This window comes from Streptomyces sp. NPDC049687, from assembly GCF_044465285.1.
Classification (GTDB): domain Bacteria; phylum Actinomycetota; class Actinomycetes; order Streptomycetales; family Streptomycetaceae; genus Streptomyces.
Genome location: NZ_JBITLN010000011.1, coordinates 116,666 through 142,190, shown reverse-complemented (window position 1 = coordinate 142,190; position 25,525 = coordinate 116,666). Strand labels below are relative to the sequence as shown.

The 25,525-nt window shown below is 72.4% G+C and carries 22 protein-coding genes and 2 pseudogenes; 15 read left to right on the top strand and 9 right to left on the bottom strand.

Annotation, left to right across the window (positions count from 1 at the left end; genetic code table 11):
- Nucleotides 1–18 precede the first annotated feature (18 nt).
- The 4 genes from ACIBVL_RS30820 (at nucleotide 19) to mug (ending at nucleotide 3,008) form a co-directional block, all read left to right on the top strand.
- Nucleotides 19–798, top strand: coding sequence for an SGNH/GDSL hydrolase family protein (locus ACIBVL_RS30820; RefSeq protein ID WP_399102112.1), 780 nt, complete (start codon nucleotides 19–21; stop codon nucleotides 796–798).
- A gap of 17 nt (nucleotides 799–815) precedes the next feature.
- Entirely contained in the window at nucleotides 816–950 is a 135-nt protein-coding gene (locus tag ACIBVL_RS30815; RefSeq protein WP_399102110.1) for a hypothetical protein, read from the top strand.
- 73 nt (nucleotides 951–1,023) lie between these two features.
- Nucleotides 1,024–2,466, top strand: a complete 1,443-nt coding sequence (purB, locus tag ACIBVL_RS30810) for an adenylosuccinate lyase (RefSeq protein ID WP_399102108.1) — start codon at nucleotides 1,024–1,026, stop codon at nucleotides 2,464–2,466.
- The gene (gene mug / locus ACIBVL_RS30805; RefSeq protein ID WP_399102382.1) at nucleotides 2,463–3,008 is read left to right on the top strand and encodes a G/U mismatch-specific DNA glycosylase; all 546 of its coding nucleotides are present in this window, start codon (nucleotides 2,463–2,465) and stop codon (nucleotides 3,006–3,008) included. The genes purB and mug overlap by 4 nt, the downstream gene beginning before the upstream one ends.
- Before the next feature lie 7 nt (nucleotides 3,009–3,015).
- Here mug and ACIBVL_RS30800 read toward each other — a convergent pair whose 3' ends face one another.
- On the bottom strand, nucleotides 3,016–3,390 hold the full coding sequence (locus ACIBVL_RS30800) for a hypothetical protein (RefSeq protein ID WP_399102105.1): 375 nt from the start codon (nucleotides 3,388–3,390) through the stop codon (nucleotides 3,016–3,018).
- Between the two features lie 57 nt (nucleotides 3,391–3,447).
- A pseudogene (locus ACIBVL_RS30795) lies at nucleotides 3,448–3,939 on the bottom strand (ABC transporter permease); the annotation flags it as partial.
- A 5-nt stretch (nucleotides 3,940–3,944) separates the two neighbouring features.
- On the opposite strand from ACIBVL_RS30795, the pseudogene ACIBVL_RS30790 reads away from it, so the two are divergent.
- A pseudogene (locus tag ACIBVL_RS30790) lies at nucleotides 3,945–4,355 on the top strand (DNA-binding response regulator); the annotation flags it as partial.
- A gap of 99 nt (nucleotides 4,356–4,454) precedes the next feature.
- Nucleotides 4,455–5,615, top strand: coding sequence for an ROK family transcriptional regulator (locus ACIBVL_RS30785; protein ID WP_399102381.1), 1,161 nt, complete (start codon nucleotides 4,455–4,457; stop codon nucleotides 5,613–5,615).
- A gap of 163 nt (nucleotides 5,616–5,778) precedes the next feature.
- On the opposite strand, the gene ACIBVL_RS30780 is transcribed toward ACIBVL_RS30785, so the two are convergent.
- Complete coding sequence (locus ACIBVL_RS30780) at nucleotides 5,779–6,540, bottom strand: GntR family transcriptional regulator (protein ID WP_399102103.1); 762 nt, start codon at nucleotides 6,538–6,540, stop codon at nucleotides 5,779–5,781.
- 293 nt (nucleotides 6,541–6,833) lie between these two features.
- On the opposite strand from ACIBVL_RS30780, the gene ACIBVL_RS30775 reads away from it, so the two are divergent.
- The 4 genes from ACIBVL_RS30775 to ACIBVL_RS30760 all read left to right on the top strand — a co-directional run bounded on the left by ACIBVL_RS30775 (nucleotide 6,834) and on the right by ACIBVL_RS30760 (nucleotide 11,540).
- Nucleotides 6,834–7,487, top strand: a complete 654-nt coding sequence (locus ACIBVL_RS30775; RefSeq protein WP_399102101.1) for an NADPH-dependent F420 reductase — start codon at nucleotides 6,834–6,836, stop codon at nucleotides 7,485–7,487.
- A 101-nt stretch (nucleotides 7,488–7,588) separates the two neighbouring features.
- Entirely contained in the window at nucleotides 7,589–8,419 is an 831-nt protein-coding gene (locus tag ACIBVL_RS30770) for an alpha/beta fold hydrolase (protein WP_399102099.1), read from the top strand.
- Between the two features lie 129 nt (nucleotides 8,420–8,548).
- Nucleotides 8,549–10,135, top strand: coding sequence for an alkaline phosphatase D family protein (locus tag ACIBVL_RS30765; protein WP_399102097.1), 1,587 nt, complete (start codon nucleotides 8,549–8,551; stop codon nucleotides 10,133–10,135).
- Between the two features lie 109 nt (nucleotides 10,136–10,244).
- Nucleotides 10,245–11,540, top strand: coding sequence for a GNAT family N-acetyltransferase (locus ACIBVL_RS30760; protein ID WP_399102095.1), 1,296 nt, complete (start codon nucleotides 10,245–10,247; stop codon nucleotides 11,538–11,540).
- 45 nt (nucleotides 11,541–11,585) lie between these two features.
- On the opposite strand, the gene ACIBVL_RS30755 is transcribed toward ACIBVL_RS30760, so the two are convergent.
- Complete coding sequence (locus tag ACIBVL_RS30755) at nucleotides 11,586–12,764, bottom strand: trans-sulfuration enzyme family protein (protein ID WP_399102093.1); 1,179 nt, start codon at nucleotides 12,762–12,764, stop codon at nucleotides 11,586–11,588.
- 60 nt (nucleotides 12,765–12,824) lie between these two features.
- Between ACIBVL_RS30755 and ACIBVL_RS30750 the strand changes: the two genes are divergently transcribed.
- From ACIBVL_RS30750 to ACIBVL_RS30740, 3 genes are all read left to right on the top strand, one after another.
- Nucleotides 12,825–13,316 (top strand): Lrp/AsnC family transcriptional regulator, encoded by a 492-nt coding sequence (locus ACIBVL_RS30750; protein WP_399102091.1) that lies wholly within the window; start codon nucleotides 12,825–12,827, stop codon nucleotides 13,314–13,316.
- A 33-nt stretch (nucleotides 13,317–13,349) separates the two neighbouring features.
- Nucleotides 13,350–15,041 (top strand): DUF885 domain-containing protein, encoded by a 1,692-nt coding sequence (locus ACIBVL_RS30745; RefSeq protein ID WP_399102089.1) that lies wholly within the window; start codon nucleotides 13,350–13,352, stop codon nucleotides 15,039–15,041.
- A 65-nt stretch (nucleotides 15,042–15,106) separates the two neighbouring features.
- Nucleotides 15,107–15,901, top strand: coding sequence for an ATP-grasp domain-containing protein (locus ACIBVL_RS30740; protein ID WP_399102087.1), 795 nt, complete (start codon nucleotides 15,107–15,109; stop codon nucleotides 15,899–15,901).
- Nucleotides 15,902–15,917: 16 nt separating this feature from the next.
- Here ACIBVL_RS30740 and ACIBVL_RS30735 read toward each other — a convergent pair whose 3' ends face one another.
- Entirely contained in the window at nucleotides 15,918–16,391 is a 474-nt protein-coding gene (locus tag ACIBVL_RS30735) for a rhodanese-like domain-containing protein (RefSeq protein WP_399102085.1), read from the bottom strand.
- A 124-nt stretch (nucleotides 16,392–16,515) separates the two neighbouring features.
- Between ACIBVL_RS30735 and ACIBVL_RS30730 the strand changes: the two genes are divergently transcribed.
- The gene (locus ACIBVL_RS30730; protein WP_399102083.1) at nucleotides 16,516–16,962 is read left to right on the top strand and encodes an Lrp/AsnC family transcriptional regulator; all 447 of its coding nucleotides are present in this window, start codon (nucleotides 16,516–16,518) and stop codon (nucleotides 16,960–16,962) included.
- Nucleotides 16,963–17,185: 223 nt separating this feature from the next.
- On the opposite strand, the gene ACIBVL_RS30725 is transcribed toward ACIBVL_RS30730, so the two are convergent.
- Nucleotides 17,186–18,046, bottom strand: a complete 861-nt coding sequence (locus ACIBVL_RS30725; RefSeq protein ID WP_399102081.1) for a GNAT family N-acetyltransferase — start codon at nucleotides 18,044–18,046, stop codon at nucleotides 17,186–17,188.
- A 238-nt stretch (nucleotides 18,047–18,284) separates the two neighbouring features.
- On the opposite strand from ACIBVL_RS30725, the gene ACIBVL_RS30720 reads away from it, so the two are divergent.
- Nucleotides 18,285–18,449 carry a hypothetical protein gene (locus ACIBVL_RS30720; protein WP_399102079.1) on the top strand — a complete coding sequence of 55 codons (165 nt, stop codon included), beginning with the start codon at nucleotides 18,285–18,287 and terminating at the stop codon, nucleotides 18,447–18,449.
- Nucleotides 18,450–18,803: 354 nt separating this feature from the next.
- On the opposite strand, the gene ACIBVL_RS30715 is transcribed toward ACIBVL_RS30720, so the two are convergent.
- The 3 genes from ACIBVL_RS30715 to ACIBVL_RS30705 form a co-directional block, all read right to left on the bottom strand.
- Nucleotides 18,804–20,390: a diguanylate cyclase domain-containing protein gene (locus tag ACIBVL_RS30715; RefSeq protein ID WP_399102077.1), complete on the bottom strand. Its 1,587-nt coding sequence runs from the start codon at nucleotides 20,388–20,390 to the stop codon at nucleotides 18,804–18,806.
- 904 nt (nucleotides 20,391–21,294) lie between these two features.
- Nucleotides 21,295–24,294 (bottom strand): AAA family ATPase, encoded by a 3,000-nt coding sequence (locus ACIBVL_RS30710; protein WP_399102075.1) that lies wholly within the window; start codon nucleotides 24,292–24,294, stop codon nucleotides 21,295–21,297.
- Complete coding sequence (locus ACIBVL_RS30705; RefSeq protein ID WP_399102073.1) at nucleotides 24,291–25,454, bottom strand: exonuclease SbcCD subunit D; 1,164 nt, start codon at nucleotides 25,452–25,454, stop codon at nucleotides 24,291–24,293. The genes ACIBVL_RS30710 and ACIBVL_RS30705 overlap by 4 nt, the downstream gene beginning before the upstream one ends.
- Nucleotides 25,455–25,525 lie beyond the last annotated feature (71 nt).

Below are 25,525 nucleotides of genomic sequence, written 5' to 3'. Positions count from 1 at the left end.
GCTACCATCTGTGTCGCCATGCAGACGAACCCCACACACACCAGCCTGGTCGCGGTCGGCGACTCCTTCACCGAGGGCATGTCGGACCTGCTGCCCGACGGCTCCTACCGGGGGTGGGCGGATGTTCTCGCCTCCCGGATGGCCGCGCACACGCCGGGCTTCCGGTACGCCAACCTGGCGGTGCGCGGCAAGCTGATCAAGCAGATCGTCGACGAGCAGGTACCGGTGGCCGCCGCGATGGGCGCCGACGTGATCACCCTGGTCGGCGGCCTGAACGACACCCTGCGCCCCAAGTGCGACATGGTCCGGGTCAAGGACCTGCTGACGGAGGCGGTGGAGCGGCTGGCCCCGTCCTGCAAGCAGCTGGTGCTGATGCGCAGCCCGGGGCGCCAGGGTCCCGTCCTGGAACGGTTCCGGCCGCGCATGGAGGAACTGTTCGTCTGCGTCGACGAGCTGGCCGAGCGGCACGGCGCGGTGGTCGTGGACCTGTACGGCGCCCCGTCGCTCGCCGACCCGCGCCTGTGGGACGTCGACCGGCTGCACCTGTCGCCCGAGGGGCACCGCCGGGTCGCCGAGGCGGTCTGGCAGACCCTCGGCTACGACCCCGAGGACACGGAGTGGCGCACGCCGATGCCGGCGACCCTGCCGCCCGGCTGGGCCGCCCGCCGTGTCGCGGACGCCCGCTTCGCCCGGCAGCACCTGCTTCCGTGGATCGGCCGCCGCCTCACCGGCCGCTCCTCCGGGGACGGCCGCCCGCCGAAGCGGCCCGAACTTCTGCCGTACGACGGTCCGGCATAGGCGGTTCCACCACGCGGGTGATCAACCTCCGGGGCGGGGTCCACGCACTCGGTCCCCGGCTGGAACTCGCCCCCGAGGACGCGGTCCACGTCGGCCGCCGCCGGACGCTCGGCCTCGCCGACGCCCCGGAACGCGCCGCTCCCGCGGAGTGACGCCGGTCTCGTAGGTTCCGCCGAACCGGACCATGGCGGTGGCCTGCAGGAATCGCCAGTAGAATCCGTACACGTGACTTCCGCTCCCGCCAAGCCCCGCATCCCGAACGTCCTCGCCGGACGCTACGCCTCCGCCGAGCTCGCCACGCTCTGGTCGCCCGAGCACAAGGTGAAGCTGGAGCGTCAGCTCTGGCTCGCCGTACTGCGGGCGCAGAAGGACCTCGGGATCGAGGTGCCGGACGCGGCGATCGCCGACTACGAGCGTGTCCTTGACACCGTCGACCTGGCCTCCATCGCCGAGCGCGAGAAGGTCACGCGGCACGACGTGAAGGCGCGGATCGAGGAGTTCAACGACCTCGCCGGGCACGAACAGGTCCACAAGGGCATGACGTCCCGCGACCTCACGGAGAACGTCGAGCAGCTGCAGATCCGCCTCTCCCTGGAGCTGGTGCGCGACCGCACGGTGGCGGTGCTCGCGCGTCTGGGCAGGCTCGCCGGCGAGTACGGCGAGCTGGTCGTGGCCGGCCGCTCGCACAACGTGGCCGCGCAGGCCACCACCCTCGGCAAGCGTTTCGCGACCGCCGCCGACGAGCTGCTCGTGGCGTACGGGCGCGTCGAGGAGCTGCTCGGCCGCTACCCGCTGCGCGGCATCAAGGGCCCGGTCGGCACCGCGCAGGACATGCTCGACCTGCTGGGCGGCGACTCCGGGAAGCTGGCCGAGCTGGAGGACCGGATCGCGGCACACCTGGGCTTCGCGCAGGCGTTCACGTCCGTCGGCCAGGTCTACCCGCGCTCGCTGGACTACGAGGTCGTGACGGCCCTGGTGCAGCTGGCGGCGGCCCCCTCCTCGCTGGCGAAGACGATCCGGCTGATGGCCGGGCACGAGCTGGTCACCGAGGGCTTCAAGCCGGGCCAGGTCGGCTCGTCCGCGATGCCGCACAAGATGAACACCCGGTCGTGCGAGCGCGTCAACGGGCTCATGGTCATCCTGCGCGGCTACGCGTCGATGACCGGCGAGCTGGCGGGCGACCAGTGGAACGAGGGTGACGTGTCCTGCTCGGTGGTGCGCCGGGTGGCCCTGCCGGACGCCTTCTTCGCGCTGGACGGTCTGCTGGAGACGTTCCTGACGGTGCTCGACGAGTTCGGCGCCTTCCCGGCGGTCGTCGCCCGGGAACTGGACCGCTATCTGCCGTTCCTCGCCACCACCAAGGTGCTGATGGGCGCGGTGCGCGCGGGCGTGGGCCGTGAGGTCGCGCACGAGGCGATCAAGGAGAACGCCGTCGCCTCCGCCCTGGCGATGCGCGAGCAGGGCGCCGAGCGCAACGAGCTGCTCGACAAGCTGGCCGCCGACGAGCGCCTGCCCCTCGACCGCGCCCAGCTGGACGCGCTGATGGCCGACAAGCTGTCCTTCACGGGCGCGGCGGCCGCGCAGGTGGCCACGGTCGTCGGCCGCATCGAGGAGATCGTGAAGCAGCGTCCGGAGGCGGCCGGTTACACCCCGGGAGCGATCCTCTGACGCGTTTCACCCAGGCGGAGCTGGAGGCCGCCCGCGACCGTCTCGTACCGGACGTCGTCGCGGGCGGCCTGCGGGTGCTGTTCTGCGGCATCAACCCGGGGCTGATGACGGCGGCGACCGGCCACCACTTCGCCCGCCCGGGCAACCGCTTCTGGCCGGTCCTCCACCTCTCCGGCTTCACGCCGAGACTGCTGAAGCCGGCGGAGCAGCGGGAACTGCTTTCGTACGGCCTCGGGATCACCAATGTGGTGGCGCGGGCCACCGCGCGGGCCGACGAGCTGAGCGCCGAGGAGTACCGCGAGGGCGGACGGCTGCTGGCGGAGAAGGTGACGGCCTTGAAGCCGCGCTGGCTGGCGGTGGTGGGCGTGACCGCCTACCGGGCCGCCTTCGACGACCGGAAGGCCGCGGTGGGTCCGCAGGAGCGGATCATCGGGGACACACGCGTGTGGGTGCTGCCCAACCCCAGCGGCCTGAACGCCCATTGGACGGCGGCGACGATGGCGCAGGAGTTCGAGCGGCTGCGGGTGGCGGCCGAGGACTGACCGGCTGTCAGGGCGGGTCGGTGTCCGTGACGACCAGCAGGAGCTGTATCTCGTCGCTCGGGTCGAGGTCGGCCACGCCCAGGACGACCCAGCGGGCGTGCTCCTCCGCCCGCCAGAGGTACACGTCCCCCACCCGGAGACTGAGTTCGGCCCAGGGCTCGGGTATCTCCTCCGCCGCGGTCCGCAGCCGGACCGTCTGCAGGCCGAGGTGGTACGGCTGTCCCCATCGCTCCGTCAGCCTCCCGGCCAGGTCCTCCTTCTCCTCGTGGAACCGCTCCGTCTCCGCGAGGCGCACCGCAGCGTCCGCCGCCACCAGGCCGTGGCTGGTCGCCAGGGCCGCCGTGCGGTGGCCGGTCCCGGCGAGGTAGCTGTCGATGTCCATGCGATCCAGTAAACCCGCCGTCACTGACAATTGGCGGCCCGTCAGCCCGCTCCGCGCTCAGGCGTCCCGGCGGCGCATCCGCCACCCCCCTGCCGCGACCGCCGCAGCCGGCCACAGGGCGGTCACCGCGAGCCCGGTCCACGGCCCCAGCGTGCCGTCCCAGTCGCTGTGCAGCACCACTTGACCGGCCCGGTCGGGCAGGAAGTCGGCGACGTTGCCGCTCATGTCGCCGACGACGAAGGACACGACGAGGAGGAAGGGAACGAGGATGATCAGCGCCCCCACTCCGCTGCGCAGGACCGTTGTCAGGCCGGCGGCCAGCAGGGCCATCAGCGTCAGATGGACGGCGCAGCCGGTCGCCCCGCGCAGGCCCTCCGCCAGGGTCGGGCCCTGCGCCTTCTCCCCCAGCGCCGCGCTGCCCACCGCCAGGGCCACCAGGCCGGTGACCAGGCCTACGGCGAGTACCGGCAGCGCGATCGCCGTCAGCTTGGCGGCGAACCAGCGGCCCCGGCGGGGCACCGCGGCCAGCGACAGACGAAGGGCGGCGCCGCCCCGAGAACGACGAGTACGTGTACGAGGCGCTGCGTGCGGGCGCGGACGGGTTCCTGCTGAAGCGGGCCCGGCCGGCCGAGATCGTACACGCGGTACGGCTGGTCGCCGAGGGCGAGTCGCTGCGGTTCCCGGCGTCGGTGCGGCGGCCGGCCGCCGAGTACGGCGGCGGGGACGGGGTCGGCGACCGGGCGGCGCGGGACACGCTGGAACGGGCCCGGCTGACCGAGCGGGAGGCGGAGGTGCTGCGGCTGATGGCGCGCGGTCTGTCCAACGCGGAGATCGCCGCGCGGCTCGTCGTGGGCACGGAGACGGTGAAGCCGCATGTGAGCGCGGTGCTGGCGAAGCTGGGCGCCCGGGACCGCACTCAGATGGTGATCGCGGCGTACGAGTCGGGGTTCGTGGCGCCGGGCTGAGCGGTGCGTGACGGCATCGGTACGCATCCGGCACTCGCCGGGGTCCTCCCGGCCGAGTACGATCCGCCCACATACGCGCACGAGCTGGGAGGACGGACGTTGGGGCGGCTGACCGGCGGGGATCCCTCGCTGCTGCGAAGGATCAACTCCGCGGTGGTGCTGCACGCGCTGCGTGCCGCGGACTGCGCGACGCTCACGGAGATCACCCGGGTGACAGGGCTGTCCCGGCCCACGGTGGAGGGGGTCGTCGAGGACCTCATCGGGGCGGGGCTCGTCGTCGAGAAGGCGGCCGACGAGAGTGTCGCCCGGCGGCAGGGGCGGCCCGCACGGCGGTTCCGGTTCCGTGCGGAGGCCGGGCATCTGCTGGGCCTGGAGATCGGCTCGCACCGGGTGGCGGCGCTGCTGGCCGACCTGGACGGGCGGATTCTGGGCGCCCAGGCCAGGGACGTGGACGAGTCGGCCCCGGCGGACGAGCGGCTGGAGCGGCTGCGGACCAACGTCGCCGAGCTGCTGCGCCGGGCGGGGGTGCCGCGCAGCTCCCTGCGGGCCGTGGGGGTCGCCACGCCGGGGATCGTCGAGGCGGACGGAACCGTACGGCTGGGTACGGCGCTGCCGGAGTGGACGGGGCTGCGGCTCGGCGAGCGGCTGAGCCGTTCCTTCAAGTGCCCGGTGCTGGTGGAGAACGACGCAAACGCGGCGGCCGTCGCCGAGCACTGGAAGGGGTCGGCCACCGAGTCCGACGACGTCGTGTTCGTGCTGGCCGGGCTGAGTCCGGGCGCCGGGTCGCTGATCGGCGGGCGGCTGCACCGGGGGTACGGCGGGGCGGCCGGCGAGATCGGCGCGCTGCATCTGCTGGGCCGTGAGGTGACGCCGGAGACGCTGTTGTCGACGACGGACGAGCCGCTGCACCCGCTGGACGAGCCGGCGGTGGCCGAGGTGTTCGCGCGGGCACGCGAGGGTGACCAGCGGGCGCGGGCCGCCGTGGACCGCTTCCTCCAGCGGCTCGTGCACGACGTGGCGGCGCTGGTCCTGGCCCTCGACCCGGAGCTGGTCGTGGTCGGCGGCTGGGCGGCCGGGATCGACGGCGTACTGGAGCCGCTGCGGCGGGAGCTGGCGCGCTACTGTCTGCGGCCGCCGAGGGTGGCGCTGTCGCTGCTGGGCGAGGCGGTGGTGGCGACGGGGGCGCTCAGGCTGGCCCTGGACCACGTGGAGGAGCAGCTGTTCGCGGTCGAGGGGACGGTGACGGGGCGTCACGGGTGAGACGCCCGCGCCCCGGAGGAGTTCCGGGGCGCGGGGGCCGTGTGACGTCTTCCGCCGGGACGGGTGCAGGCTGTTCAGGAGCCTGCCGCACGTGGCCCGGGGCGGAGGCGGCGCACCGGGATGACTGGTCGTCGGGACAACCGGCCGCCGGTACCTTCGGCCGTCAGGACGCCTGGCGTTCCGGGCCGTGGTGTATCTCCACGCCGCCCGAGGCGCCGAACGTCAGGCGGCACGTGTCAGCGCGATACGTGGCGACGGAGAGCGCCGCGGTGCGGCCCCCGGCGAAGAAGCGGGTGGTGACGACGAGGACGGGGGCGCCGGGCAGCCGGTCGAGTTCCCGGGCGTCGTCCGCGCGGGCCGAGCCCAGTTCCACGGCGCGGTCCTGGCCCTGCAGCTCCAGACGCTGCAGTTCGCGCAGCACCGTACGCGCGCGTGCCGCCTCGGACGGGGTGTCGATCGCGGTCAGGTCGGGCACCGACGACCGCGGGACGTAGAGGAGTTCCGCGGCGACCGGCTGGCCGTGGGAGACGCGTGAGCGGCGCACGATGTGCACGCTCTCCTCGCGCGGGGTCTCCAGGGCGGTGGCGACGGCGGCGGGCGGGACGTCGAGCGCGCAGTCGACGCACTGCCAGGCGTCGTCCTTGCCGCCCGGCCAGGTCTGCCGTTCCGTGCCGACGGCGACGCCCATCCGGGGCGGCGCGACGGTCGTACCGACACCGCGGCGGCGCTGCAGCCGGCCCTCCAGTTCGAGCTGCTCCAGGGCCTGACGGAGCGTCGCACGGGCGACGCCGAAGCGGGCGGCCAGTTCGCGCTCGTTCGGCAGGATCTCGCCGACGGCGAACTCGGAGTCGAGCGCCTCGCTGAGCACCGTCTTGAGATGCCAGTACTTCGGTTCCGGTACCGATTCCAGTTGCGTGGTCCCCACCCTGTCCTCCGCAATCGCCGTGGTCCGGCGGCTTTTTCGCGCCCTTGTTTATTAAAGGTTGTTGTACTTCTCTGCGACCATAGGGCGGCCCCCACCCTTGGTCAAGACCAATCCTCGATCCCCGGAGAGCCTGTCGAGCACCTGTCGGGAAAGCGTTTACGGTGCGTTCGCACGGGCCCGTTCTCGTGACACTCCGGCCACCCGGCCGACACGTTCCGCGCAGTCCGGGCGGAATCCTCGCCTTCGGCGCACAATGACCGGGTCGTAAGTGGTCCGCGGAACGGGAGGTCGCCATGCGGTACGGGGTACTGGGCACGGGCGTTGCCGGTCGCACGCTGGGCGGGAAGCTGGTGGAACTGGGACATGAGGTGACCCTGGGCTCGCGGACGAAGGACAATCCGGTGGCGCTGGAGTGGGCCGGGAGCGCGGGCGGGGGCGCGGCCGCCGGTACGTTCGCGGAGGCGGCCGCGTCCGCCGAGATCGTGGTGAACGCGGTGGCCGGGCAGGTGGCGCTCTCCGCACTGGAGGCGGCCGGGGCGGACAGCCTCGACGGGAAGGTCGTGGTGGACGTCTCCAATCCGCTGTGGTTCGAGGACGGCGAGGTACGGCTGTCACCCGTGGAGTCGGACAGTGTCGGCGAGCAGATCCAGCGGGCGTTCCCGCACGCGCGCGTGGTGAAGTCGCTGAACACGGTCAACTGCGCGGTGATGGTGGATCCCGCGCGGGTGCCGGGTGACCACCAGGTCTTCGTGTGCGGGGAGGACGCGGAGGCGAAGGCCCAGGTCACGGCGCTGCTCGGAGAGTTCGGCTGGCCTGCGGAGCGGGTCCTGGACCTGGGCGGCATCCGGTCGGCCCGCAGCGTGGAGATGTGGCTTCCGCTGTGGCTGAACGTCATGCGCACGTTCGGGCACGCCGACTTCAATCTGGAGCTGCGCCGGGCTCGTTGAGCCTCCTCGAACGGCGACCGCCACAAGGGCTACCCGTCGGTAGCAATTGCTGACAAGCTGTCTACGGCGTCCGCCGGTCCGCCCAGACGAGGAGTTCCCCCATGCCCGCCACCCTCTCCTTCCCGGTCCCCACTCCCACCGGCCCGCAGTCGGTCACCGTCTCGTACGAGCGCGTGGGCAGCGGCGACCCCCTGCTCCTGCTCCATGGGATCGGCCACCACCGGCAGGCCTGGGACCCGGTGGTGGACATCCTCGCCGCCGAGCGCGACGTGATCGCCGTGGACCTGCCCGGCTTCGGTGTCTCCCCGGCACTGCCGGACGGGCTCTCCTACGACCTGCCCACCACGACCGCCGTGTTCGGCGCCTTCTGCGAGGCGCTGGAACTCGAACGGCCCCATGTGGCGGGCAATTCCCTCGGCGGCCTGCTCGCCCTGGAACTCGGCCGGGAGAAACTCGTTCGGTCCGTCACCGCGCTGTCTCCCGCCGGGTTCTGGTCGGAGGCCGAGCGGCGGTACGCCTTCAGCATCCTGCTGACGATGCGGCACCTCTCCCGGCGGATGCCGCTGCCCCTCGTCGAACGGCTGGCCCGCACCGCGGCGGGCCGTACGGCGCTCACCAGCACCATCTACGCCCGCCCCGCCCGGCGTTCGCCCGAGGCCGTGGTCGCCGAGACGCTCGCGCTGGCCCGTGCCACCGGGTTCGACCAGACCCTGCGGGCCGGCACGACGGTCCAGTTCACCGAGGACATCCCCGGCATCCCGGTCACCGTCGGCTGGGGCACCCGCGACTGGCTGCTCGTGCGCCGTCAGGGCGTCCGCGCCAAGCAGATCATCCCCGCCGCCCGCCTGGTACGCCTCCCCGGCTGCGGCCACTGCCCGATGAGCGACGACCCGGCCCTGGTGGCCCGTGTGATCCTCGACGGGAGCCGCTGAGCCCTACGGGTGAATCCGTCTCCCGTTCAGGTGGGGCCAGTTGTTCATGTGCGGTTTCCGTGTGCGCTGCGGTGCACCAGTAGTTGTGGCTGTGCACACCGGCCGGATCCCGCCACTGGAGGCCCACCCATGTCACACCGTCCGTTTCCCGGGCGCCGCAGCGTGCTGCGCGGCTCGCTCGCCGCGTCCGCGGCACTGACCATGCCCGTCGCGGCCGGCGCGGCGCCGGCGCTCGCCCTGTCCGGGCGCCCCCGGGCCGACTGGGGTGTGCAGACGGGCGACGTGACCTCCGACTCCGGGCTGGTGTGGGTGCGTTCGGACCGTCCGGCGCGGATGGTCGTGGAGACGGCGGCCACCGAGTCGTTCCGGGGGGCGCGTCGCTGGTACGGACCGCTGCTCGGCGCGGGTACGGACTTCACCGGTACCACCCGGCTGCACGGGCTGCCGGCGGGCGAGCAGATCCACTACCGCGTGCTGCTGGCCGACCCGGACGACCCGCGCCGGATCGGCGAGCCGGTGACCGGCACCTTCCGTACCGTCCCCGCGGGGCGCCGGCGCGGGGTGCGGTTCCTGTGGTCCGGTGACCTCGCGGGCCAGGGCTGGGGCATCAATCCGGACCTCGGCGGCTACCGCATCTACGACGCGATGGCGAAGCTCGATCCCGACTTCTTCCTCTGCAGCGGCGACAACATCTACGCCGACGGCCCGATCACGGCAACCCAGGCGCTGCCCGACGGCAGTCTCTGGCGGAACGTCACCACCGAGGAGAAGTCCAAGGTGGCCGAGACGCTAGCGGAGTTCCGCGGCAACTTCCGCTACAACCTGCTGGACGAGAACCTGCGCCGGTTCAACGCCCAGGTCCCGTCGGTCATCCAGTGGGACGACCACGAGGTCCGCAACAACTGGTACCCGGGCGAGGTGATCGCCGCCTCCGACACCCGCTACACCGAGAAGAGCGTCGACGTGCTCGCGGCACGCGCCCGGCGGGCGTTCAGCGAGTACTTCCCGATCTCCACGCTGCGGCCGGGCGCCGAGGAAGGGCGCGTCAACCGGGTGATGCGGCACGGGCCGCTGCTCGACGTGTTCGTCCTGGACATGCGGACGTACCGCAACGCCAACTCGCCCGACGACCAGACCGTCGATCCGCAGGGCATCCTCGGCCGTGAGCAACTGGACTGGCTCAAGCGTGAGTTGTCGCGCTCGCGGGCGGTGTGGAAGGTGATCGCCGCCGACATGCCGATCGGCCTGGTCGTGCCGGACACCACCGAGGGCAAGGCGAACATCGAGGCGGTGGCACAGGGCGACCCGGGCGCGCCGCTCGGCCGTGAGCTGCAGATCGCCGAGCTGCTGCGGTTCGTCAAGCACCGGCGGATCACCGGCACGGTGTGGCTGACGGCGGATGTGCACCACACCTCGGCGCAGCACTACCAGCCCTCGCGGGCCGCGTTCACCGACTTCGAGCCGTTCTGGGAGTTCGTCTCCGGTCCGCTCAACGCGGGCGCCTTCCCGGCCAGCGCGCTCGACAACACCTTCGGCCCGGAGCGGGTGTTCGTGAAGGCGCCGACCGCGTCCAACGTCTCGCCCGCCGGCGGCTACCAGTTCTTCGGCGAGGTCGACATCGACGGCGGCAGCGGGGAGCTGACGGTCCGGCTGCGCGAGCAGGACGGCACCGTGCTGTTCACACGGACGCTGCAGCCGGGGCGGGTCGGTCAGTGAGCGCGGCTCGGCGGTCGTAGAAGAGTTAACGAAACGGACATTAGTAACCTTTACCCGCCAGTCACAGAGCGTTCGTGATCACGCAACACCGTTCCTTCACAGTGGCTGCATGACTCCAGACATGGCTGATGTGACGCGTGGGCAGCACGAGCACCCCTGGTGGGCCGCCATGGCCCAGCTCCGCACCTGGTGGGCGAGGCGTCACGGCCACGCACCGCCGGTGAGCGACACCGATACCGGCGCCCGGTCCTCCTCCCCCGAGGAGCAGGCCGGGCCCGCCGTCGTCGGCGAGGAGAGCACCCTGTGGCGGATGCGGACGACGGTGAAGGACGCCCCGGGGTCCCTGGCCGCGCTGTGCACGGCGCTGGCCGGGGACCGGGTGGACATCCTGAGCCTGCAGACGCATCCGCTCGGCGAGGACACGGTCGACGAGTTCCTGCTGCGCGCCCCGGGCGCGCTCGCGGCGTCCGACCTCACCCGGGCCGTGGCCCAGGCGGGCGGCAAGGGCACCTGGATCGAGCGGGCCGACGCCCACGACCTGGTGGACGCGCCGACCCGGGTCCTCGGCCTCGCCACTCGCACCGCCCTGGACGCGGCGGAACTGCCGCTCACCCTGCGGCAGTTGCTCGGCCGGTGCACGATACGATCACTACCTGCCTCGCCCGCGGGCGGCGGCCGGGGGCCGGCCGACGTGCCCGTCGAGGGCGTGCTGGAGGACACCGTGATGCGCCTGCGGGCGCCGGAAGGCGGAGTGATCACCGTGGAGCGGCCGTATCTGCCGTTCACCCCGACCGAGTTCGCACGCGCACGTGCCCTGGTGGAGCTGGACGCGCGGCTCGGGCCACGGATCCCGCGCAGCCAGGACGTGCTGACCCTGCCCGAGGGCAACGACATCACCGTGCGCCGGGCCGACACCGGTGACCTGGAAGCGGCCAGGGCGATGCACGAGCGGTGCTCGGCGCGCACGCTCGGCATGCGCTACCACGGGCCCGTCGGCGACGCCGACCGCTACCTCAACCACCTGCTCAGCCCACGCTTCGGCCGCACCCTGGCCGTGCAGACGCCGTCCGGGCGGATCGTCGGCCTCGGTCACCTCCTCTGGGACGGTGACGAGACGGAGGTCGCGCTGCTCGTCGAGGACCAGTGGCAGCGCAGGGGTATCGGCACCGAACTCCTCGGGCGCCTGGTGGCGATGGCCGACGAGGCCGGGTGCGAGAGTGTGTACGCCGTGACGCAGTCGTCCAACACCGGCATGGTCGCCGCCATGCGGGGGCTGGGACTGCCCCTCGATTACCAGATCGAGGAGGGGACGCTCGTGATCACGGCGCGTCTGGCGGAGGCGGCGGCGCGGAAGGCCTCCGAGCAGGAGGCAATGCGGTACGGGGAGCGCGTCGCGCGCGACTGACGCGGAACGCTCGAAGGACCCGGCGGTGGGACCGTCGGGCCTTCTTCACACGGTGACGGACCTCCCGAGCGCCCCCGCCAGATCCCCCCACAGATCCTCGACGTCCTCCAGCCCCACCGACAGCCTCAACAGCCGGTCGCTCACCCCGGCGCCCCGGCGTTCGTCGGCGTCCACGATGCGGTGGCTGATGGACGCCGGGTGCTGGATGAGGGTGTCCACGCTGCCCAGGCTCACGGCCGGGGTGATCAGGCCGACACCCGCGATCACCTCGTGCGGATCGCCGTACACCTCGAAGGCGATCATGGCGCCGCCGATCCGCGGACAGTGGACGCGGGCGACGCGCGGGTCGGCCGCGAGGCGCCGGGCCAGTTCGGCGGCGGTCGCGGAGGCGGCCCGGACCCGCACGGGCAGCGTGGACAGGCCGCGCAGCAGCAGATAGCCGGCGAGCGGATGCAGGACACCGCCGGTGGCGAACCGTATCTGCCGCAGCCGTCCCGCGAACTCCTCGTCGCAGGCGACCACACCCGCCAGCACGTCCCCGTGCCCGCCGAGGTACTTGGTGGCACTGTGCAGGACGAGCCGCGCGCCCTGTTCGGCGGGGCGCTGGAGCACGGGGGTGGCGAAGGTGTTGTCGGCGAGCAGCGGGACCGAGCCGCAGGCGTGGGCGACGGCCCGCAGGTCGACCTCGGCCAGCGTGGGATTCGCCGGCGTCTCGACCAGCACCAGGCCGGTGTCGGGACGCAGCGCGGCCGTGATCCCGGCCGGGTCGGTCCAGGTGACCTCCGAGCCGAGCAGCCCGGCGGTCAGCAGGTGGTCGCTGCAGCCGTACAGGGGGCGTACGGCCACGACGTGACGCAGGCCCATGGCGGCGCGCGCGAGCAGGACCGCGCTCAGGGCGGCCATGCCGCTGGCGAAGGCGACGGCGCTCTCGGTGCCCTCCAGACGGGCGAGGGCGGTCTCGAAGCGGGCCACCGTCGGGTTGCCCAGGCGTCCGTAGACCGGCGGCCCCTCCGGCTGCGCACCCGTGGCGGCGAACGCGTCGATGCGGGCGGCCTCGGCGCGGCTGTCGTAGGAGGGGTAGGTGGTGGACAGGTCGATCGGCGGGGCGTGCAGGCCCTGCCGGGCCAGGTCCTCGCGCCCGGCGTGCACGGCCTCGGTGGCCAGTGCGCGGGGCGCCGCTGACGTCCGTACGTCGCTGTACGCGTGCGTGCTCGCTGAGTCCATGCACCGCAGGGTGAACAACGGACGGGCCACAGGGGTCGAACACCGTGCTACGTTCGGCCAATGGCCGAATCTGTCATACTGGACCCGGTGGACCTCCAGCTGCTGCGGCTGCTGCAGAACGACGCCCGGACGACCTACCGCGACCTCGCGGCGCAGGTCGGGGTCGCGCCGTCGACGTGCCTGGACCGGGTGACGCGGCTGCGCCGCTCCGGCGTGATCCTCGGGCATCAGCTGCGGCTGGATCCGGCCAAGCTGGGGAGGGGGCTGCAGGCACTGCTGTCGGTGCAGGTCAGGCCGCACCGGCGGGAGCTGGTGGGGCCGTTCGTGGAACGGATCCGGGCGCTGCCGGAGGCGCTGACCGTCTTCCACCTCACCGGTCCGGACGACTATCTGGTGCATGTCGCCGTCGCCGACATGGCGGATCTCCAACGGCTCGTGCTCGACGAGTTCACGTCCCGGCGGGAGGTCGCTCGGGTGGAGACACGGCTGATCTTCCAGCAGTGGGAGTGCGGGCCGCTGCTGCCACCCGCGCCTTCCGGACAAACGCCGTGACGTGCGCTGTCTCACCGTACGAGGATGGTGCGCATGTCACAGACACACAGCCCGCTTCCCCGTGCGGTCGCCGACGCCTACGTCGACGGCCTCATCGCCCTCGACCCGGTGACCGGTACCTTCCTAGGCGTGACGGAGAGTTCGAGCCGTCTGCCCGACTACTCGCCCGCGGGTCACGAGGCGCTCGCGCAGCTCGCGCGGGACACCCTGGCGAATCTCGACGAGGCGGAACGCCAGCCCGGCGCGGACAGTGACATCGAGCGCCGGTGCGCGCGCCTGCTGCGCGAGCGCCTCACGGCGGAACTCGCCGTGCACGACGCCGACGAACGCCTGCGCTCGGTCGGCAACCTGGGCATGCCCGCGCACCATGTGCGCGAGGTGTTCACGGTGACGCCCTCGCAGACCGACGAGGACTGGGCGGCGATCGCCGAGCGGCTGCGCGCGGTCCCGGCGGCCCTCGCCGGCTACCGGGAGTCCCTGGCGCTCGGCCTGGAGCGCAAGCTGTACGCGGCGCCGCGCCCGACCGCCACCTTCATCGAACAGCTCACCGAGTGGTCGGACACCGACGGCGACGGTCGCGGCTGGTTCGAGGACTTCGCCGCCTCCGGCCCGGACGCGCTGCGCACGGAGCTGGACGAGGCGGCCCGTACGGCGACGGGGGCGGTCGTGGAGCTGCGGGACTGGATGCGGGAGGTGTACGCGCCGGCCGTCGAGGGCGCGCCGAACACGGTCGGCCGCGAACGGTACGCCCGCTGGTCGCGCTACTACAACGGCACCGATCTCGACCTGGACGAGGCGTACGCGTACGGCTGGGCGGAGTACCACCGGCTCCTCGGTGAGATGAAGAAGGAGGCCGAGCGGGTCCTGCCGGGCGCGGCGACGCCCTGGGTGGCGCTCGCGCACCTCGACGAGCACGGCAAGCACATCGAGGGCGTGGACGAGGTCCGCGACTGGCTGCAGGGCCTGATGGACCAGGCGATCGAGGCGCTGGACGGCACCCACTTCGAACTCGCCGAGCGAGTACGGAGGGTGGAGTCGCGGATCGCCCCGGCCGGCAGCGCGGCGGCTCCGTACTACACGCCCCCGTCGGAGGACTTCTCGCGGCCCGGCCGCACCTGGCTGCCGACGATGGGCCTGAACCGCTTCCCGGTGTACGACCTCGTCTCGACCTGGTACCACGAGGGTGTCCCCGGCCATCACCTCCAGCTCGCGCAGTGGGCGCACGTCGCCGCCGACCTCTCCCGCTACCAGGCCGTGGTCGGGATGGTCAGCGCCAACGCCGAGGGCTGGGCGCTGTACGCGGAGCGCCTGATGGACGAGCTGGGCTTCCTCACGGACCCGGAGCACCGGCTCGGCTATCTGGACGCGCAGATGATGCGGGCGGTGCGGGTCATCGTCGACATCGGCATGCACCTGGAGCTGGAGATCCCGGCTGACTCGCCGTTCCACCCGGGCGAGCGCTGGACGCCCGAGCTGGCGCAGGAGTTCTTCGGGGCGCACAGCAGCCGCCCGGCGGACTTCGTGGAGAGCGAGCTGACCCGTTATCTGGCCATTCCCGGCCAGGCGATCGGCTACAAGCTCGGCGAACGGGCCTGGCTGCTGGGCCGCGAGAAGGCCCGCGAGCGCCGCGGTGCCGCCTTCGACCTCAAGTCCTGGCACATGGCGGCCCTTTCGCAGGGCTCGCTGGGTCTGGACGACCTGGTGGACGAGCTGGGGCGGCTCTGACAGCGTGGCCGGGCCCCGGAAACTCACTGTCGCCGGGGCCCGGCCCTGCGCCATCCTCGTCTCCCATGACGACCACCCGGACCCTGTTCCTCTCCCCGCGTGTCACCGCGACCGGCCACGCCCTCGCGGACGCGGCACGGCGGCGCGGGGCGCGTGTGGAGACCCTGCGCGACTGGCGGGTGCCGGAGCACCGGCGTGCGGCCGCGGGCGCCTCGCTCTACGCCGGTCCGCTGTTCGCGGACGCCGTCGCGCGGGAGCTGGGGGTAGGGCTGCTGGAGGCGCCGGAGGACTGGCTGTCCCGGCTGCCGTACGAACTCACCCTGCGGGACGTGGAGTTCATCACGATCGCGCGGGCGCGCCAGCTGCGGCGCCCCGCGTTCGTCAAGCCGCCGAACGACAAGAGCTTCCCGGCCCGCGTCTATCCGGACGGCAGCGGCCTGCCGGGGGCCGACGCCGTCGAGGGCACCGAGCCCGTGCTGGTCAGCGACATCGTGGCGTTCGCCGTGGAGTACCGGCTGTTCCTGCTGGACGGCGAGGTGCGCACGGGCAGCCGGTACGCCACCCGGGGCGGACTCGACGTCGCCCCGCTGGCGGAGGACCCGCGCCGCGAGGAGGTGCTGGCCTTCGCGGGGCGGCTGGCCGGGACGGGGCTGCCGAGCGCCGTCGTGGTGGACGTGGGCCTGATCGACGGCTCGGGCTGGGCGGTGGTGGAGGCCAACGCCGCCTGGGCCAGCGGGCATTACGCGTGCGATGCGGACGCCGCGCTGGACGTCGTCCTGCGAGCGGCGCGCCCCGAGGGGGAGTTCGGGGCGGCGGACCACCGCTTTCTGCGGCCGGTACCGGAGGTGGTACGGGACTGACCGGACAACTGGGCTCTCAGCAGCCGCAGCGGTCCGCGTCCACGGGAGCCGTGAGGGGATCGGCGGCGCGCTGCTCACGGCCCTCCCAGGTCTCGTAGGCGAAGCCCTCGCGCGCCCAGTACTCGAAACCGCCGAGCATCTCCTTGACCCGGTAGCCGAGTTCGGCGAGCGCGAGGGCGGCGCGGGTGGCGCCGTTGCAGCCCGGGCCCCAGCAGTACGTCACCACCGGCACGTTCTTGTCGAGGAGTTGCTCGGCCCGGTCGGGGACGAGGGCGGTGGGCAGGTGGACGGCGCCGGGGATGTGGCCCTGGTCCCAGGCCTCGGTGGAGCGGGAGTCCAGGACGACGAAACCGGGGTCGTCGCCGGCCGCGAGCGCGGCGGCCACGTCGGAGACGTCGGCGTGGAAGACGAGGCTCGCCCGGAAGTGGGCGGCGGCCTCGGCGGGGGCGGCGGGGGCGACACGCAGGACGGGGTTGACGGTGCTGGTCATCGCAGGGCCTCTCTGTGGCGGGTTCCCGGTGCCCAGAAATCTACGGTCGGTGATCATCTTCCTGAAGGGGCATTCCCCGGCGTGAACCTTGCCCCGCCGGGGATTCCCCTGCTATTCCTCCCCCATGACCGTGTATTCCCCGGACGCCACCGACTGGCGCATCCTCGAGGTCCTCCAGCGCGAGGGCCGGGCCAGCTTCGCCGATCTGGCGCGGGCGGTGTCGATGTCGCCGAGCGCGGTGACCGAGCGGGTGCGGCGGCTGGAGGAGGCGGGCGTCATCCAGGGGTACGCGGCCGTCGTGGACCCCGAGCGGCTGGGGCTGTCGATCCTGGCGTTCGTGCGCCTGCGCTACCCCAACGGCAACTACAAGCCGTTCCACGACCTGGTCGCCGTCACGCCCGAGATCCTGGAGGCGCATCACGTCACGGGCGACGACTGCTTCGTGATCAAGGTCGCCGCCCGTTCGATGCGGCACCTGGAGGAGGTGTCGGGCAAGATCGGTGCCCTGGGCTCGGTCACCACCAGCGTCGTCTACTCCTCACCACTCCCCCGACGGCCCCTGGGACGCTAGCCAGCTATCCGGGTCATAAGAGGGCCACAGCTTCGCTCGCATTGATGGCCAGCGTTGGGCTGTTCGCGGCGAGGGTGTACTCGTGAGCGAACGGGCCCTGTGGTCGCCTCCCTGGCAAGAGCGGCCGAGGGCCCGCCCTCGTTGCGGCGGTCACTGAGGCGGCCTGATCCCCTGCAGGGCCGCCCGCGGACACTGGTGTCGTATGAGCGGCGGAAGGGCCTCCCTAACTCGGCTCGTAGCGAGCGCGCCGCGCGAGGGGGGTGAACCCCAGGCTCCCAAAGAGCGCGGCTGAGGCGGGATTGTTCACGTTGACGTCGAGGGAGACGTCGGCGTCGCCGCCGGATTGCATGCGCGTCAGTGCTGCGACGGCGAGGCTGCGGCCCAGACCGCGACGGCGGCCTTGTGGAGCGACTCCGACTTGAATGAGGAAGTCTTGCGCGCAGGTCACGAACCCGACGGGAGCCCCATCCGATGAGCGAGCCAGCAGCGAGTACTGCGGACGGAAGTCGTCCCCGGCCGTCCAGTCGGTCCATTGCTCCTGGGTCCAGCCCGGGAAGCCGGGGCGATCAGTGAACGACGAGCGGTATGCGTTGAAGAAATCACTCTGGTTCGCGTCGCTCCATTCCTCGGTGTGGACCTCCGCCGGAAGGGGGGCCTCGGGAAGTGGAGTTCCCAGGCTGCGGTGCATGACGTCCTCCGCGAACGCCTGGTGAAGGCCGCGTGACTGAAAGAGCTCGTCGGCATCGGCGGTCAGGGACTCCGTTTCCACTCGGAGAGCGTCCGATCGCCGGCGGGCCGTCTCCAGCAGCTGATCGAGCAGCGCGGAACCCAGTCCTCGGCGGCGATGAGCCGGATCGACCTGACCTGTCACCACGCTGCATCCGCGCACTTCACGGACGGAACCCGACGTGATCAGTATGTCGTCGTGGAAGGCGCCGATAGCCGCTACTTCTTCGCCGACGTATCGCTTCTCAAGGAAGTCGCGTGAAGCAGTAGCTGACAGTCCTCCATCCACAGTCATGCAACGCCTGCGAAGACCGACGACGGCCTGCAGGTCTTCGGCCGATAGTTCGATCCATTCCACGCTCACTCGTTCTCCTTGGGCGGGTTCAGTTTCCTCGGTGACCGCTTCCGTGACTCACATACCGTAGGGCTGTTCGAGGACGGGGCAGGGCTGGGGGTGCGGGGCCGGTGCCTCGGCGTGGTGTCCCAGCGTTCCCCTTCACGCTGTGGCGCCAGAACGGCCTTGACCAGCGAATACAGGAACCTCTGCGCTGCCTGGTGCCGGCGAGAGCCAAGCGATTGGAGGACCCGTCTCCCCCGTGGTCATCGACACCCAGTCCGTCCGCGCGGCGGTCGGGGCTCCCAAGACCACGACGGGACTGGATGCGAACAAGAAGACGCCGGGCCGCAAGCGCGGACTCGTGGTCGACGTCCGGGGCCTGATCATCGGAGTACGAGCGGGCGACGGCTGGCGCACTGGCTGATCGAGCGGGGCACGGGCCCGAGGGCCGAGGGGATTCGCGCCGCCTTCGACCGGGTCCTGGCCGCTGACCCCGGCCGTACCCTGCAGTACTCGGCCACGGCCGGGGACCCGGCGCTGCGTGCACACCTGGCGCGGCGCACCGGATCGGCGCACGGCTGAGCGTCCTCATCCCGCGGCCCTGTCCCCGTCCCCGGCCGGCCTCGGGCCTGGGCCGCGGGAAAATCGCACCGACAGAGTGGGAAACGCCTCGAGGCGCTCTCTTGGGATTCGACGACGACGGCATGAGCTTGGCACGCCTCGTCTTCGCCTGGAGGGCTCCGACACCGGCCAAGGGCTGCTGAAGTCTTCGAGGACTTCAGTTCGCCGCATCATTGACGGGCGCGGTCTGAAGCATACGGATGCGGCCTTTCCCTGCTGCTTTGGCTTGGTACATGGCCAGGTCGGCGTTGTGCAGGAGTTCGTCTGGCGTGATTCCCGGGGTGGCTACCGCGACGCCGATGGAAGCCGACACCACCGCGTCGGTGTCGTTGATGCGGTACGGCTGGGACAGGGTGGACACGAGCCGCTCGGCCACTTCCCTGACCGTGGAGGGGCATGTCCCTGCCTTGCCCTCCAGGAGTGCGGCGAACTCGTCACCACCGAGGCGGGCGACGGTGTCACCGGCTCGTACAGAAGACTGCAGACGACGGGCGGCAAGGCGGAGCAGGGTGTCGCCCGTCGCGTGTCCGGCGGAGTCGTTGACGGTCTTGAAGCCGTCCAGGTCCACAAAGAGCACCGCGGGCGGAGCCGTGCTGGTGGTGCGCTTGCGCAGGGCGTGGGCGACTCTGTCAGCGAATAGCGCGCGATTGGGCAGGCCGGTCAACGCGTCGTGGAAGGCCAGGTGCTCGAGTTGTGCCTGCAGCTCGACCCGCTGGGTCACATCGCGACTGTTGAAGATGAGCCCCTCGGGGTGGCGGCCGACCGTCGACTCGACGTGGCGCCATCGCCCATCAGCCGCCCGGAACCGGCAGGACACACAGGCGCCCGGCCCGCGGATGCCTGAGGCTGCTTCCTGCCGCAACGTCGCGACCGCTTGCATCAGCGCGGCCATGTCGTCCGGATGGCAATACAGCGGCAGGCGGGCACCCACCAAGTCCTCGGGCAGATATCCGAACACCTCGCGGACTGCGGGGCTGACGTAGCGCAGGCGGCCATCCAGACCGGCGATGGTGATCACATCGCTCGAGCCGTCGACCAGCGTGCGGTAGTGGGCATCACGGGTTGCGGCCTCGCGCATGAGACGCAGATGGTCGGCATGAGCGACTCCCTGCCGGGCGCCGAGTCCGAGGAGTACAGAACCTGCCAGGGCCACCATCATCACATCAGTGTGGCCGCCGGCCAGCGCGTGGGCCGCCAGAGCCAGCTCGCAGACCACCACAGGCACGAAAGCCGCCATCACCGCGGCAACAGGCATCTCACGCCGGTCGATCCCCACGGCGCCGGCACCGCCGGGTAGCCACGGCGTGAGGGCAACGAGGAACAAACCCGTCACCGAGCAGGCCGCCGAGAGAGGAATCCCGTGCCAGGCACCCGGAGCCGGCAAGAGGATCCGCAGCATGTCGCTCACGGCCAGGATGGTGAGGGCCACGGTGGCCACCGTGACAGCTGTGCGCTCCTGGCGGTTCAGACAGAAGCGCAAGGCGACCAGCAGTCCTAGAACGAGGATGTCCGTCACCACACGGGCGAGGCCCAACAGTGATGGCCACATGTCACTGCCCTGGTCGGCGCGGTGCAACAGCAGCACCCAGCCCAGGGTGAGCAGTGACCCTGCGATCAACCAGGCATCCAGCAGCCTCCGTAACCAGACCAGGGGCGTGCCGCTTTCCGTGGCTGCGAGAACGAGCCCGGCGATTCCCAGCCCCAGACAGACGGCGAGCCCGGCAAGAGCCAGCAGTCCAGCCACCGAACAGGGAACACCGGCAGACCGCGCCGGAGACGAAGGAGTCTGCGCCACCACCAGATGGTGAAGGCCGCCTGATACCAGAGAAACAGCGAGCAGCCTCAGGCGAAGGCGCACCCGTCCCCTGGATCCCCGGGCCCGGACAACCAGGGACAGGGCAGCCAGAGCATGCGCAGCGGGTACCACTACGCCAGCTCTTGGCAACGCGGCCGCCGCTACACCCCCTCCGGCTGCGGCAACCGCCAAGCCCACACACATGGCCCTTGCTCGCCGCAGCCGGCCAATGCGAGCGGCGGGCATTGAACCGCCTCGACCGGCCTGTGCCTGCGCCATGCGAACCCCCGGGATGGTCAGCCTCAGAAGGGCAGCCACACAATCTTTGAACAACTCCAGTGCGACGAGAGGTTAGGAGGATCTACGGCCTGCCCCACGGGGGCAGCGTGGAGTTCGCCCGAAATAACGACATCAATTGTGTGTCGACGCCCCCGGCGACGTGGAAGCTGGTAGGCAGGACGCTGCTGTATCCCTTCGGCCTGCGCTGTGCCAGAGAGAATCGTTTCTCAGGACGGGGGATGCCTGCGCCGGCCAGAGGCCCACGAGCCGGCGGACTGTGAGGTTCCCCCGCTGCGCGGGAGTGGCCGACCAGCTGTCAGAGCGGGTTGACGTGGTTTCAGGTTCACCGGTTCGACTGCCGCCCGGTCGGCGTAGTGGACGGGCCGCCGTCGCTCACCGATCTGCTGGCCCAGCCGCCGACCCAGGGAACTTGCCGTCCTCAGCGCCTGCAAGACCGCGACGGGCGGTATCGACCATCTCGACTCCGGCCTCTTACGAAGCCCATTGATCACAACTGAGACAGCCCCTGGCGCCGCGAAGTCCCGCCCGGCTCGCGACGCCTGCCCGGCACGGCTCAGGACCCGCCCCGCTGTCGCACCGATGAACCGGATCTGCCCTTCACGACCTCCAGCTGTGCGTGGATGCGGCGGCGCAGGTCGGCGACGTGGCTGACGATGCCGACGCTGCGGTCGCGTTCGCGCAGGGAGTCCAGGACGTCGAGGACCTCGTCGAGGGTCTGGTCGTCCAGGCTGCCGAACCCCTCGTCGATGAAGAGGGTGTCCAGGCGGACCCCGCCCGCCTCGTCGGTGACCACGTCGGCGAGGCCGAGCGCGAGGGCGAGCGAGGCGAAGAAGGTCTCGCCGCCCGAGAGCGTGGCCGTGTCCCGCTCGCGGCCCGTCCAGGCGTCGACGACATGCAGTCCGAGCCCGCTGCGGCCCCGTCCGGCGCGGTCGTCGGAGTGGACGAGGGTGTAGCGCCCGGACGACATCCGCCGCAGCCGTACGGTCGCGGCGGCGGCCACCTGTTCGAGGCGGGCCGCGAGGACGTACGCCTCCAGGCGCATCTTGCGCTCGTTGTCGGCCGAGGTGCCGGCGGCCAGCCCGGCCAGGCGCGCCACCCGGTCGTACTCGTCCCGCAGCGGCGCGAGCCGCCGTACGCCACCGGCCGCGCGTGCGGAGAGGTGGTCCAGTTCGGCGCAACGGCGGACGGCCGTGTCCTGGGCGGAGGCGGCGCGGCGCAGCCTTTCGGCGGCATGGCGCGCTGTCCGTTCCGCCGCCGTGACGTCGGCGGCCGGCTGCTGGGAGGCGGCCAGCGTGTCGGGTTCGGCGAGGACGGCACGGACGGCGGCCTCCTCGGACTGCCAGGCGTCCAGGCGCCGTTGCAGCTCGCGGTGGGCGGTGTCGTCGAGGAGCGCGTCGGCGGCGGCCTGCGGGGTGTCGAAACCGGCCCGGAAGGCGGCCTCGTCGAGGCGCCCGTCGGCGGCCTTGAGGCGTTCGGCGCTCTCCTCGGCGGCGCGGGCGCTCTCCGCCGCGTCGGTGAGCAGGGCGGCCTGCCGCTCCAACTGGGCGGCGCGTGCGGCGACGCTCGGCGCGGAGCCCCGGGCCTGCGCCAACTCCTCCTCCAGCGAGGCCCGTTCACGGTCCAGCCGCTCGCGGTGGCCGACCCGGGAGGCGGCCCGCACGGCGGCCTCCCGCTGGGCCGTCGTACGCCGCTCGTGCTCCTGCTCGGCGCGGCGCAGCTCCTCGCGCGCGGAGTGCAGCACCGAGGCGTCGCGGCGGGCGAGCGCGTGGTCGCGCTCCAGTTCCTCCGCCTCGGCGGTAAGCCGGTCCGTCGGGGTGTCGCCCGCCTCGGCGGTGGCGGCCGCCAGGGCCTCCCGTACGACGCCGAGGTCGCGTTCGTCCCGCGTGTGCCGCTCCTCGGCGCGCCGGGAGTCGGCGAGGGCCTGCTCCTCGGTCTCCCGGTCGACGTGTCCGGCGTCCTTGCGGGCGGGGGCGGGGTGCTCGACGGCGCCGCAGACCGCGCAGGCCTCGCCGTCCTTCAGCGTCGCGGCCAGCTCGGCGGCGATGCCGTTCAGGCGCTGTTCCTTGAGGTCGAGCCAGTGCGCACGGGCCGCCTGGGCCTGCTCGCCCGAGGTGAGCGCCTTGCGCTGGGCCGCCTCCAGGTCGCGCGCCAGCTGGTCGCGGAGCCGGGCGGCCTGCAACCGCCGCTGCGCGGGCTCGCGTCGGACGGCCAGCTGCTCGGCGCGGGTGGCGGCCTCCTGAGCTGCTTCGATACGGCCCTGGAGCGCGCCGCGGGTCGCGTCCCAGTCGCGCAGCCAGCCCTCGCTCTCCGTCAGGACGTCGTCGTCGGCCCGCTCCTGCCGGTCCAGGTCGGCCCGCTCGGCGGCGAGTTCGGCCAGCCGTCGCTCACCGCGCCGGGCCGACTCGAGGCCGCCCAGCTCCTCGGCGGCCCTGCGCGCGGCGGCGGCGAGCCCGGCCGCACCGGCGTCAGCGAACCGCTCCGGCAGCAGAGCACGTGCGCGTGCCTCGGCCTCGGCCGCCCTGCGGTGCTCGGCGTCGGCGGCGTCGCGCAGCTCCAGCGCCGGCGCCACCGCCTCCGCCTTGCGCGCCCGCTCCATCCGCGTCTGCGCCTCCCGGTGTGCTCCGGCCCGCTCCTCCAGCAGCCGGGCCCGCTCCTGCGCCTGCCCGAACCGCCGCTGCAGCCGGTCGAGTTCGCGGACGGCGTCCAGGGCGCGCTCGGCCGCCGCCTGGGCGGACTCGGCGGCGAGCCGGCCGCGCTCGGCGATCGTGAGCTGTTCGCGGGCGGTGCTGCGGGCGACGGCGGCCGCGGTCAGCACCGCCTCGGCCAGGCCGGGCTCGCCCGGCGCCAGCTCGGGCAGCCGCATGGCGTCCCCGGCGGCCTGCTGCATCCGGTGCGCGTCGGCGAGCAGCGCGGCGTCGCCCTCCCGCACCCGTGCCTCGGTGGTACGGCGCCGCTCGGCGAGCCGCTTCTCCACCTCGGCGAACCGCTGGGTGTCGAAGAGGCGCCCGAGCAGCCGGCCGCGCGCCTCGGCGTCGGCGCGCAGGAAACGCGCGAAGTCGCCCTGGGGCAACAGCACGACCTGGCAGAACTGCTCGCGGCTCATGCCGAGCAGCTGGGTGATCTCCTCGCCGATCTCCTGGTGGGAACGGCTGAGGTCCTTCCAGGCGCCGGCGACCGGGTCGTACTCGCGCAGCAGACTCTGGGCCTTCTCGACCGTCGTGCCCGTGCCACGCCTCTTGGGGCGCTCGTGGGGCGGCTGCCGGGTGACCTCCAGCCGGCGTCCCGCGACGGTGAGGTCGAGGGTGACCTCGGTACGGGTGCCGGGGGCGGCGTGGTCGCTGCGCAGGGTGAACCCCTGGCCCTGAACGCTCTGGCGGGCGCCCGGGACGGAGCCGTAGAGGGCGTAGCAGACGGCGTCGAGGACGGAGGTCTTGCCCGCGCCGGTCGGCCCGTGCAGCAGGAAGAGACCGGCGGCGGACAGGTCGTCGAAGTCGACGCTCTGGGACCCGCCGAAGGGCCCGAAGGCCGTCAGCTCGAGCCGGTGCAGCCTCACCGCGCCACCTCCCGTACGGCGTCCTCCGCTCGGACCGCGTCGAAGGCGTCCCGCAGCACGCCCTGCTCACGCGGGTCGGGTCCCGCTCCCCGCACGTGGGCGACGAAGTCCTCGGCGATCTCCTGGTCGCTGCGTCCGGCGAGGCGCCGGGCGTAGGACACGTCGGGGTCGTCCGGGGCGCGGTCGGGGGCGAAGACGAGGCTGAGGGTGCCCGGGAAGCGCTCGGTGAGCCGGGCCATGGGATCGGCCGGGCGGACGGCGTCGGTGAGCGTCGCCTCGACCCACGCCTCCTCGTAGCGGGTGAGCGCGGGATCGGCGAGCAGTTCCTCCAGGGGCCCGGAGATCCGGGCGAGCGCGCGCGGTACCGGACAGTCGACGCGCTCGGCGGTGAGGGCCCCTTCGGCGTCCAGGTCGACCAGCCACATGGTCTTGCGGTGGTCGGTCTCGGAGAAGGAGTACGGCAGTGGGGAGCCGCTGTAGCGGACGCGCTCGGTGATGGTCTGGGCGCCGTGCAGGTGGCCCAGCGCCACGTAGTCGACGCCGTCGAAGACGCCGGCGGGTACGGAGGCGACCCCGCCGACGGTGATGTCCCGCTCGCTGTCGCTGGGTTCGCCGCCGGTGACGAAGGCGTGAGCCAGCACGACGGAGCGCGTGCCCGGCGCGCGGGTCGCGAGGTCGGCGCGGACCCGGTCCATGGCGGCGGCGAGCACGCTCTCGTGGCCGGCCTTCTCCACGCCGAACTCGTCCTTCACCAGGGCGGGTTCGAGGTAGGGCAGCCCGTAGAAGGCGATGTCGCCGTGGGAGTCGGCGAGCATCACCGGTGTCCCGGCCGCCGAGGGGGCGGTGCGCAGATGGATGCCCGCCCGCCCGATCAGTCCGGCGCCCACGCCCAGCCGGCGGGCGGAGTCGTGGTTCCCGGAGATCATCACCGTCGGCACGCCCAGGTCCGCGAGCCGGTGCAGGGCGTCGTCGAACAGCTCGACCGCGGCGAGCGGTGGCACCGCGCGGTCGTACACGTCCCCCGACACGACCACCGCGTCGACCTCGCGCTCCCGCGCGGTCGTGACCAGATGGCCGATGAACGCGGCCTGGGCCCCGAGCATGTTCACGCGGTGGAAGGACCGGCCGAGATGCCAGTCGGACGTGTGCAGCAATCTCAAGAAACCGCTCCGACCTCCAGGACCAACCGTGAACATCGACCACGCTAACGCCTTCGGCCCCTGATCCCTCA

Coding starts and splice junctions, on each gene's coding strand:
- ACIBVL_RS30820 (WP_399102112.1), top strand. CDS start 19: ATGCAGACGAACCCCACACACACCAGCCTGGTCGCGGTCGGCGACTCC.
- ACIBVL_RS30800 (WP_399102105.1), bottom strand. CDS start 3,390: ATGGACATCGACAGCTACCTCGCCGGGACCGGCCACCGCACGGCGGCC.
- ACIBVL_RS30775 (WP_399102101.1), top strand. CDS start 6,834: ATGCGGTACGGGGTACTGGGCACGGGCGTTGCCGGTCGCACGCTGGGC.
- ACIBVL_RS30770 (WP_399102099.1), top strand. CDS start 7,589: ATGCCCGCCACCCTCTCCTTCCCGGTCCCCACTCCCACCGGCCCGCAG.
- ACIBVL_RS30765 (WP_399102097.1), top strand. CDS start 8,549: ATGTCACACCGTCCGTTTCCCGGGCGCCGCAGCGTGCTGCGCGGCTCG.
- ACIBVL_RS30760 (WP_399102095.1), top strand. CDS start 10,245: ATGACTCCAGACATGGCTGATGTGACGCGTGGGCAGCACGAGCACCCC.
- ACIBVL_RS30755 (WP_399102093.1), bottom strand. CDS start 12,764: ATGGACTCAGCGAGCACGCACGCGTACAGCGACGTACGGACGTCAGCG.
- ACIBVL_RS30750 (WP_399102091.1), top strand. CDS start 12,825: ATGGCCGAATCTGTCATACTGGACCCGGTGGACCTCCAGCTGCTGCGG.
- ACIBVL_RS30745 (WP_399102089.1), top strand. CDS start 13,350: ATGTCACAGACACACAGCCCGCTTCCCCGTGCGGTCGCCGACGCCTAC.
- ACIBVL_RS30740 (WP_399102087.1), top strand. CDS start 15,107: ATGACGACCACCCGGACCCTGTTCCTCTCCCCGCGTGTCACCGCGACC.
- ACIBVL_RS30735 (WP_399102085.1), bottom strand. CDS start 16,391: ATGACCAGCACCGTCAACCCCGTCCTGCGTGTCGCCCCCGCCGCCCCC.
- ACIBVL_RS30730 (WP_399102083.1), top strand. CDS start 16,516: ATGACCGTGTATTCCCCGGACGCCACCGACTGGCGCATCCTCGAGGTC.